Source organism: Stenotrophomonas sp. STEN046 (genome assembly GCF_056759755.1).
The window spans coordinates 54,906-64,494 of record NZ_JBRRDR010000011.1 but is presented as its reverse complement, the minus strand read 5'-3'; the positions used below and the strand labels follow the sequence as shown (position 1 = coordinate 64,494).

Below are 9,589 nucleotides of genomic sequence, written 5' to 3'. Positions count from 1 at the left end.
TCAGTTCGGTCGCAGCTTGTCCAGGCGGTCGGTCAACGCGACCCAGAACGCGGCGGGCATTTCCGCGCGCAGCGGCACGGCGAAATACCAATCGTTGGCGAACGCGCGGCACTTCACCGCATCCTTCTCGGTCATCAACACCGGCAACTGGCTGCCGAAGGACAGATCCTGCGGCTGATAGACCTGATGGTCCGCGAAGGCATGCGGCACCACGCCGATGGCGCGGGCGCGCAGCATGGCGAAGAAGCGCTGCGGATGGGCAATGCCGGCGACGGCGTGCACGCGCTGGCCTGCGAAGTACGAAAGCGGGCGCGCACGGCCACCGGCCAGCGGCTGTGCGCTGTCGATGTGCAGGGCCATCGGCCATTGGCCGAAGCCGCAGGCCTGGGCGGCCGTCGCTTCGTCGGCCTGGCCGAGATTGACGACACGGAAATCGCATTCGGCAGCGCGGCTGACCGGCTCGCGCAATGGGCCGGCCGGTATCATCCGGCCGTTGCCATAGCGGCGCTCGGCGTCGACCACTTCGATCTCGATGTCACGCGCCAGCCGATAGTGCTGCAGGCCGTCATCGCACACGATCACATCGCAGCCTGCGGCGATCAGGGCCTTGCCTGCAGCCACCCGGTCGTTGTCCACGCGCACCGGCACGCCGGTCTTCCAGGCGATCAGCACCGGTTCGTCGCCGCCCAGCGCGGTCGGCGTATCGGCTTCCACCCACCGCGGCTTGTCCGCTTCTTCGCGGCCGTAACCGCGGCTGGCCACTCCCGGTTTCCAGCCTGCCGCACGCAGGCGTTCGACCAGGGCGATGGTCAGCGGGGTCTTGCCGGTGCCGCCGGCAGTGATGTTGCCGACCACGATGACCGGCACCGGCAGCGCATGGCGCTTGCGCCAGCCGCGCCGATACAGGCGCCGGCGCAGCGCGGTGACACCCGCATACAGCGGGGCCAGCAAGCGCATGGGCCAGGGCGCCGGGCTGCCGTCATACCAGTACGAGGGGGTCTGGGTACCTTTGCCCGCCATCAGTCCTGCCTTTCGCGGAACTGCATGTTGTGCAGATGCTGGTACAGCCCACCCATCGCCAGCAGTTGCTGGTGCGTGCCGCGTTCAACGATGCGGCCATGGTCCATCACCAGCACCTGGTCGGCATGCTCGATGGTCGACAGGCGGTGCGCGATCACCAGGGTGGTGCGCTCGGGCATCAGCCGCTGCAGGGCATCCTGCACCAGACGCTCGGATTCGTTGTCCAGCGCGGCGGTGGCCTCGTCCAGGATCAGGATCGGTGCGTCGCGCAGGATCGCGCGGGCAATCGCCAGGCGCTGGCGCTGGCCGCCGGACAACAGCGCGCCATTCTCACCCACCGGCGTCTGCAGCTGCTGCGGCATGCGGGCAATGAACTCCCATGCGTTGGCGGCCTCGGCCGCGGCGCGGATCTGCTCCTCGGTCGCCTCCATGCCGTAGGCGATGTTGGCGGCGATGGTGTCGTCGAACAGCATGACCTTCTGCCCGACCATGGCCACCTGCCGGCGCAGATCGGCCAACGGATAGTCATCCAGGGCCACGCCGTCGAGCAGGATGCGCCCGCCGTTGGGCTCGTAGAAGCGCGGCACCAGCCGGATCAGGCTGGTCTTGCCGCTGCCGGAGCGGCCGACGATGGCAGTGACCGTGCCCGGCCGGGCGACAAAATTGATGTCTTCCAGGGCAATGCCGCTGTCCTCGCGGTAACGCAGCATGACGTGCTCGAACGCGAGTTCGCCGCGCACACGCTGCACGCTGTGCGTGCCCTGGTCGCGCTCGACCGGCATGTCGATGATGCCGAACAGACGCTCGGCCGCGGCCACACCGCGCGAAATCGAAGTCTGCACGCTGGTCAGGCGGCGCAGCGAAGGAATGATGGCCATCATCGAGGTCATCAGGCCCATGAACTGGCCTGCATTGAGCTTGCCGGCCAGCGCTTCGCGGGTGGCGACCCAGACGATCACCGCCAGTGCCAGTGCGGCCAGGAACTGGACCACGCTGGAGGCGGCGGCACGGGTAACCTCCACCTTCATGTTCAGTGCCAGCATGCGGTTGGCCAGGCGCGAGTAGCGCGAGATCTCGTGCTGCTGGGTGCCATGCACCTTCACTTCCTGCTGCGCGGCCAGCGACTGCTCGGCGGTCTGCGCCATCGTGCCCATGCCGTCCTGGATGCCGCGGCTGATGCGCCGGTAGCGCTTGCCCACGTAGGACACGATCACGCCGATCAGCGGCACCACCACCAGCATGGCCAGGGTTACCTTGACGCTCATCTGCAGCATCACCGCGAGCATCGCGATGATGGTCAGGGTGTCGGCCACCACGGTCTTCAGTGCATCGGCGCTGGCCTGGGTGACCTGCTCGGTATCGAAGTTCAGGCGGCTGACCATCACCGGCGTCGCTTCGGCATCGAAATGCGAGGACGGCAGGTGCAGGTACTTCTGCAGTACCTGCTCGCGCAGGTCACGGACCACGCTGCGGCCGGTCTTGGCCAGGGTGTAATCACTGACCCAGGTGGCCACGCTGCGCATCAGGAACAGCCCGAGGATGGTCAGCGGCAACACCACGGCCGCACGCGGCTGCGGGTCGACGAAGCCGTCATTGACCAGCGGTTCCATCAGCTTGGTGAAGTGATAGCCGGCCAGGGCCTCGACCACCATGGCGATCACCGCCGCCACCATGAATACCCAGTAGGTCCGGGTATACCCCAGCAGACGTTTGTAGATCGGCCACACCGGCGCGTGATGGGAACTCATGGACGCACCTCTGGCGCTGTTGCAATGGCGATACGACGGAAACCGAGCTGGCCCAGCGCATCCTGCGCGGTGACCACGGCCTGGTAAGGGGTGCGCGCGTCGGCGCGCAGCAGCACGGTCTGCTCGCGGTCGCTGCCGGCGACGGCGGCAATGGTCTGCTTGACCGATTCGACATCGCTGCGCAGCACTTCCTGGTCATTGACGAAGTAGCGGCCATCGGCGTTGATCAGCACGCTCAGCGAACGCGGCGGCTCGTTGGTCTGCTGCTGGCTGGCCGTCGGCAGCTGCACCTGCAGGGTCGAACGTGCGTCGAAGGTGGTGGTGACCACGAAGAAGATGATCAGCACCAGGATGACGTCGATCAGCGGCACCAGATCGATATGCGGTTCATCCTGGGATCGGTCGTTGCCGATACGCATCGATCAGGCCTTTGCCGTGGCAGCGGAGGCAGCGCGCGCGGCCGGGGCCGGCGTCATCACCCCGGGGCGACCGTCCAGCGTATCCAGCAATGCGCTGGCCTCCTGCTCCATCTCCACCACGTAACCGTGGATGCGGCCCTTGAAGAAGCGGTGGAACATCAGCGCCGGGATCGCCACGATCATGCCGGTGGCGGTGCAGACCAGCGCCTTGCCGATGCCGCCGGCAAGCTGGTTCACATCGCCCACGCCGTGGTCGAGGATGCCCAGGAACATCTGGATCATGCCGACCACGGTGCCGAGCAGGCCCAGCAACGGACCGGCCGAGGCGATGGTGCCCAGCGCGTTGAGGAAGCGCTCCATGCGGTGCACCAGGTGGCGACCGGTGTCTTCGATGCGCTCGCGGATCTGGTCGCGCGGGCGGTTGCGCGCTTCCAGCGCGGCCGCCAGCAACGCACCCAGCGGCGAATTCGCGCGCAGGGTCTGCAGGTGTGCCGGGTCGAGCTTGCCGCGCGCGGCCCAGTTGCGCACTTCCTGGCCCAGGCCAGGTGGCAGCACCTCGTTACGCCGCAGGGACCAGAAACGCTCCAGGACGATCGCCAACGCCAGTACGCCCAACAACAGCAGCGGCACCATCGGCCAGCCACCGGCCTTGACCAGTTCCCACACGTTTCAACCCTCCGGCCCAACGGCCGCTTGTTCGATCGGCGATAGGATAGCAGCCGACCGCGCCCGCCCAGCGGCATCCCACCACCGGGCGCTGTGGATACGCTGTTCACGCAGCTGCAGCCCTTGTGCGCCAAGCCATACGCGGATGGCCCCGGATTCGGCGGTGGACAGTACTTCGGCGCCAGCGGCCTGCCAGCGCTGCACTACATCACGCCTGGGGTGGCCGAAGCGGTTGTGGTGCCCGGCCGACACCAGTGCGAGCCGCGCCCCGACCGCCCTCACCCAGCCCGGGCTGGAACTGCCGCCGCTGCCGTGGTGGGGCACCAGCACCACGTCCGCCCGCAGTGCGCTGCCGGCGCCCTGCAGCAGGGCCTGCTCGCCATGCCTGCCGACATCTCCCGGCAGCAGCGCCACCCCGTGCGCACCTGCAATCCGCAGCACGCAACTGGCCTCGTTGTCACCGCTGCCGGTGCCTGCATCCCTGGGTGGGGACGGATGCAGCACCTGGAAGTCGACGCCATCCCATTGCCAGCGCAGGCCCTTCTGGCAGGCAACGGCGCCGGCAATCGCCGCACCCGGCGGCGCCAGCACCTCCATGTCCGGAAGCTGCCTGCGCACGGCGGCAAGGTTTCCGCTGTGATCCAGATGGTCATGGCTGATCATCACCCGCTGCGGCGCAGCCTGCCCCAATGCACGCAGGGTCGGCACCAATATGCGCTCGTCCCCGCCGCTGCCTGCCGGCGGCCCCACGTCGTACCAGAGCGCATGACCGGCCGTGCGCAGCAGCACCGCCGTTCCCTGGCCGACATCGTGCACCACCAGTTCGAACTCACCCTGCTGCGGCACCGATCGCGCCGGCCACAGCAGCGGCAGGCACAGCAGTGAGCCGGCAATCCCCGCACCGGCGCCCCGCGGCAGCAACCACCAGAACACCCCTGCCAGTGCCGCCGGCAAGGCCCAGGACGGACCTTCCGCCAACCACCACATGGCCTGCGGATGCTCGGCCACCGATTGCAGCGGTTGCCAGCTGAGCTCGAACAGCCAGGCCGCCGCACGCCACGGCCACTGCCCCGCGCCGCCATGCAGCACCTCCAGCCCGGTTCCCAGCAGCGCCAGCGGCACTACCAGCAGGCTCCACAGCGGAATGACCGGCAGGTTCACCAGCGGCCCCAGCCGCGCGGTGCCACCAAACAGCGCCACCGCCAGCGGCAACAGCGCGACACTGGCCACGCCCTGTGCGGCCAGCGCCGCGCGCAGCATCGCGGCCACGCCCTTGGGCTGGCTCTGTGGCAGGCACCACAGCAACCACAGCACGCCGCCGAAACTCAGCCAGAAGCCGGCGGACAGTACCGATAGCGGTGCGGGCAGCAGCATCGCCAGCGCGGCCAGCGACAGCCCCTGCACGACCGGCACCGGACGGCGGGCGCTGCGCGCGAGCGCCACCACCGCGATCATCAACGCGGTGCGCACGGTAGGCAGCTCGCTGCCGGCGATGACGGCATAGCCGGCTGCGGCCAAGGCGGCAACACACGCCGCCGCCTGCGGGCGCGGGCAGCGGCTGGCGAGCGCCGGCCAGCATCGCCAGAGACTTGAACACAGCAAGGCGGCGAAACCGGCGACCAGACCCACATGAAAGCCGGAAATGGCGATCAGGTGGGTCAGGCCCAGTGCACGCAGCTGCGACCAATCGGTGTCGGACAGGCCGCGCGTATCACCCAGCGCCAACGCCTGGATGAAGCGCGCCGAGGGACGTGCGATCTGCGCGGCGATGGTTGCGCTGGTGCGCTGCCGCCAGGCCAGCAGCCCGTGGGCCGGGCGCAGTTCGCGGTTGTCGGCGATATCGCGCACGCTGGCGCTGCCCGCCTCGCCGCGCAGCAGCGCATGGCGCTCGCCATCGAAGCCGCCGGGGTTGATGCGTGAGCGGGGCGGCCGCACGCGCAGCGACAACGTCCAGTGAGCGCCAGCCCACAGCCGCTGCCGTTGATCCATCGCACCGTCGGCGTCGCTGCGCCGCGGCGCATGCCACACCACCTGCAGCCGTTTTCCCTGCAGGGTCGGGATGTCATCGCACGCATCGACGCGGAACTGGAAGCGGGTGTATCCCGTTCCCTGCCTGGGCAGATCGACAATCCGGCCGTGAACCATGACGTTGCGGACGCCCGTCCCGGCCGGCATCTGCGCCTGCAGCGCCCAGTGTCCGTGGCAGCCGGTCCAGGCCAGGCCGAACAGCAACGCGGCCATCGCCCGTCCACGCCAGCGCGTCACCCACGCCACGGCAGCGGCGCTCGCGGCCGATACACACAGCCACACGGGCGGCAGCACCGGCAGCAGCACACACGCCAGTGCCCCCACGACCAGGCCGGCAGCACACGCAGGGCCAAGCAGGGAGGGCGGAGTCTGATCGGCAGCCATCGCCGCAGCCTGCCCGGCACCGGCGTGCCCTCACCATCAGGCAATCCCGCACGGCGCTGTCAGCCCCCCGGGCGACGCACGCTGCCGCGATGGAAGTTGACCCTGAAACTGGCCCCGCCACCGACCGCCTCACCCACGCTGACGGTGCCGCCGTGGTGCTGCACGATCTCCTTCACCAGGTGCAGGCCCAGGCCACTGCCGCTGCCGGCCGCACGCAGGCGATGGAACGGTTCGAAGATCGCCTCGCGGTCGCCCACCGGTACGCCGGCGCCCTGGTCGCTGACCTCCAGCAGGCCGAGCGCATCCAGGCGCACGCAGATGGTGCCGCGGCCGCCGCCGTGGACGATGGCGTTGTGCACCAGATTGGCAAGCACCCGGCCCAGCGCAAGCCCGTCGCCATGGATCCATACCGGTGTTTCCGGTGCGTCCACCTCGAACCCATATCCGGCGCCGACCACCAGGGGCGCCAGATCGGCAGCGGCTTCGCGCACCACATGCGCCAGGTCCAGACGCTGCAGCGCGGCGACGTTGCGGTCCAGACGCTGCAGGTCCAGCAGGTGTTCGGCGACGTTGCCGAGCCGGGCCACGTCGGTCAGCAGCTGCGATTTCAGTTCGCCCTGCGGCAACTGCGACAGGCGCGCCTGCACCACCGCGATCGGCACCCGCAGTTCATGCGCGGCATCGGCCAGGAATTTGTCACGTGCCGCGTAGCCCTGCTGCACCTTGTCGATCGCATCGTTGAACGCCTCGACCAGCGGTGCGACCTCGGTCGACACCAGCTGTGCATCCAGGCGCGCACCTGCTTGCCCGATATCCAGTTCCTTGGCCTGCTGCGCGGATCGGCGCACGCCACGCATGGCGCGATGGATCACCGTCGGCATCACCAGCAGGGTGATCACGATCAATGGCAGGAAGAACCACAGGCCGATCAAGCGCAGAACCATCAGTGCGCCATCCAGCAGGCCGCCCTTCGGCGCCCCGCCCACCATCACGGTGATGCGGCGCCCGCCCTCGTTGCGGATCATCACCCGGGCCACGTCCAGGTAGGGCGGCACCAGCGAGCCGAGTTCCGAGGCCCCCAATGTCGGCAGACGCGCAAGCAGCGGGGCATGGATGGCAGGCAGCGTACCGCGCTGCAGCCATGCGCCCCGGTCATCCACTGCCGCGAACCACAGGTTGCCACCTGCGCGCGCATCGAGTTTCTGCCAGCGCGCCTCGTCCAGCACCAGCCGGCCGCCCTCGCTGTGCACCGCATTGGCCATGTCCTCGGCCATGAACATGTCCATGCCCCAGGTGTCCTTGTCACCCCAGGTCAGGATCAGCGCGACGACGGCAAACAGCACCGTGAAGGCCTGTGCCAGGAACAGGCGCCATGCCAGGCCGAGGGTGATCGAACGGATCGGTCGCGCCATCTCAGGCCTCCGCCAACAGATAGCCGACACCGCGGATCACATGGATCTCCACGCCTGCGCCGGCCTGCTGCAGCGCCTTGCGCAGCTTGGAAATATGCGCATCCAGTGCATTGGATTGGATCTCATCATCAAAACCATAGACCGCCGCCTCCAGCGCGCTGCGCGTGACCGTGCGTCCCTGGCGCATGGCCAATGCCTGCAGCACCAGCACCTGCCGCCGTGGCAGCGCGACCGGTGTTCCGTCCACCTGCGCCTGCAGCGACTCGAAATCAAACTCCAGCCGGCCCAGCCGCAGCCGCGGGGTCACCATCGCCGAGGGCCGCCGTGACACCGCACGGATGCGCGCCATCAGCTCCTCGATTGCCACCGGCTTGACCAGATAGTCGTCGGCACCCACATCCAGGCCTTCCACCTTGTCCGACAACCTGCCCTTGGCGGTCAGCATGATCACCGCCAGATTCGGGCGCAGCGCACGTGCGGTCGCCACGAACGCCACGCCGTCGCCATCCGGCAGCTGCCGGTCCAGCAGCATCAGCTGGTGCACCGGCTCGCGCAGGGCCAGCGCCGCCTCGGCCAGGCTGCCGACCACATCGGCAACCACCCCCTGGCGCTCCAGCCCGGACTGCAGGGCGCGGGAGAGATCAGGATCATCTTCGACCAGGAGGATGCGCATCGGGGGCTCGGCTACCGGAAACGGTGCCGATCATAGTGCCTTCGGCGTGCAAGTGGCGGCGATGCCGGTAGATTGCGCCCGCGCAATGTTCCGACAATGTTGTGCGCGCAGCATGCATCGTCATTCCTGCAACCCAGTCCATCGATGCCTTCTCTGTCCCCCACCCTGCTGCGCCCGCTGCTGTGCACCGTCGTTCTTTCTTCGCCGCTGCTGGCCAAGGCCGAGGAGCAGGCACCTGGCGTGCAGGCCGGCATCACCTTCGGCGCCACCACCGGCGCCTACGCCCATTACGACGACAAGCCGCTGCTGCTGCCGGCACTTTCCTGGCAGGGCAAGCGCTTCTTTGCCAGCCCCGGCTCGCTGGGCATGAACCTCTACAAGGCCGATGGCCTGCGCCTGTCGGCCGTGGTCACGCCCTACACGCTGCGCTTCAAGACCGACGATGTGAACGATCCGCAGCTGCGGCTCCTGCACAGCCGGCAGATGTCGGCGATGGTCGGCGTCAATGCCGAGTACAGCGCCGACTGGGGCGCGCTGGCGGCCAGCGTGAAGCGTGAAGTGAGCGGACACGGCGGCGGTATTGAATCGAGCCTGCACTACAGCTATCCGATCCAGGCCGGCCGCTTCACCTGGGTGCCGCGGGTGGGCGTGGTGCATTCAAGCGCGCGCCTGCTCGACTACTACTACGGCATCAGCGATGAAGAATCCCGGCGCTCCGGCCTGGCCGCCTACGCGCCTGGCAGTGCGACCTCGCCGAGCCTGCAGATTGCCGTCAGCACGCCGTTGGGCACCAAGTGGCGCGCCACCGGCGTTGTCGCCAACCAGTGGTTTGGCGATGCCGTCGAAGACAGCCCGATGGCACGACGCAGCAGCCAGACATCGGCCTTCATCTCGTTGATGCGCACGTTCTGACCGAACCTGCATCCGCCCCACCGACAACAAGGATCCCGCATGGCCGCCGCCTCCCCCACCGCCGATGCCCAGGCGATCCTGCGCGCGCCTGATCTGGACAGTGCCGAGCAGGTCTATCTGGGCCTGCTGCCGGACCGGGACCACGTGGATGCACTGACCCGCAGCGCGCTCGGCCTGTCGCGCGCTGCCGATGCTGCGCGTGGTTACGCGCTTTCGATGACGCTTGTCGGGCTGCGCCTGCAGGAACTGGAGATGGGCGAGCCGGGTGCGGCCGAACACCGGCAGGCAACGCTGCGCAGCCTGCGCCAGGTGTTCGCTGCTGCGTGA

9 protein-coding genes are annotated in these 9,589 nt (G+C 68.6%); 2 read left to right on the top strand and 7 right to left on the bottom strand.

Annotated elements, in window-relative coordinates:
- The 7 genes from lpxK to ACVOLJ_RS07855 are packed head-to-tail and all read right to left on the bottom strand — an operon-like array spanning window position 1 to window position 8,350.
- The gene (gene lpxK / locus ACVOLJ_RS07885) at window positions 1-1,020 is read right to left on the bottom strand and encodes a tetraacyldisaccharide 4'-kinase (RefSeq protein ID WP_475278042.1); all 1,020 of its coding nucleotides are present in this window, start codon (window positions 1,018-1,020) and stop codon (window positions 1-3) included.
- Window positions 1,020-2,768, bottom strand: coding sequence for a lipid A export permease/ATP-binding protein MsbA (gene msbA, locus ACVOLJ_RS07880; protein WP_475278041.1), 1,749 nt, complete (start codon window positions 2,766-2,768; stop codon window positions 1,020-1,022). The genes lpxK and msbA overlap by 1 nt, the downstream gene beginning before the upstream one ends.
- Window positions 2,765-3,187, bottom strand: coding sequence for an ExbD/TolR family protein (locus ACVOLJ_RS07875; protein WP_025875217.1), 423 nt, complete (start codon window positions 3,185-3,187; stop codon window positions 2,765-2,767). Before ACVOLJ_RS07875 ends, msbA begins: the two co-directional genes overlap by 4 nt.
- Window positions 3,188-3,190: 3 nt before the next feature.
- Window positions 3,191-3,853: a MotA/TolQ/ExbB proton channel family protein gene (locus ACVOLJ_RS07870; protein ID WP_475278040.1), complete on the bottom strand. Its 663-nt coding sequence runs from the start codon at window positions 3,851-3,853 to the stop codon at window positions 3,191-3,193.
- A gap of 3 nt (window positions 3,854-3,856) precedes the next feature.
- On the bottom strand, window positions 3,857-6,265 hold the full coding sequence (locus tag ACVOLJ_RS07865; protein WP_481563860.1) for a DNA internalization-related competence protein ComEC/Rec2: 2,409 nt from the start codon (window positions 6,263-6,265) through the stop codon (window positions 3,857-3,859).
- Between the two features lie 59 nt (window positions 6,266-6,324).
- Entirely contained in the window at window positions 6,325-7,677 is a 1,353-nt protein-coding gene (locus tag ACVOLJ_RS07860; RefSeq protein ID WP_475278038.1) for a sensor histidine kinase, read from the bottom strand.
- 1 nt (window position 7,678) lies between these two features.
- Window positions 7,679-8,350: a response regulator transcription factor gene (locus tag ACVOLJ_RS07855; protein ID WP_475278037.1), complete on the bottom strand. Its 672-nt coding sequence runs from the start codon at window positions 8,348-8,350 to the stop codon at window positions 7,679-7,681.
- Window positions 8,351-8,494: 144 nt separating this feature from the next.
- Between ACVOLJ_RS07855 and ACVOLJ_RS07850 the strand changes: the two genes are divergently transcribed.
- Both ACVOLJ_RS07850 and ACVOLJ_RS07845 read left to right on the top strand, forming a co-directional pair.
- Complete coding sequence (locus ACVOLJ_RS07850; RefSeq protein ID WP_481563859.1) at window positions 8,495-9,262, top strand: MipA/OmpV family protein; 768 nt, start codon at window positions 8,495-8,497, stop codon at window positions 9,260-9,262.
- A 39-nt stretch (window positions 9,263-9,301) separates the two neighbouring features.
- The gene (locus ACVOLJ_RS07845) at window positions 9,302-9,589 is read left to right on the top strand and encodes a hypothetical protein (RefSeq protein ID WP_481563858.1); all 288 of its coding nucleotides are present in this window, start codon (window positions 9,302-9,304) and stop codon (window positions 9,587-9,589) included.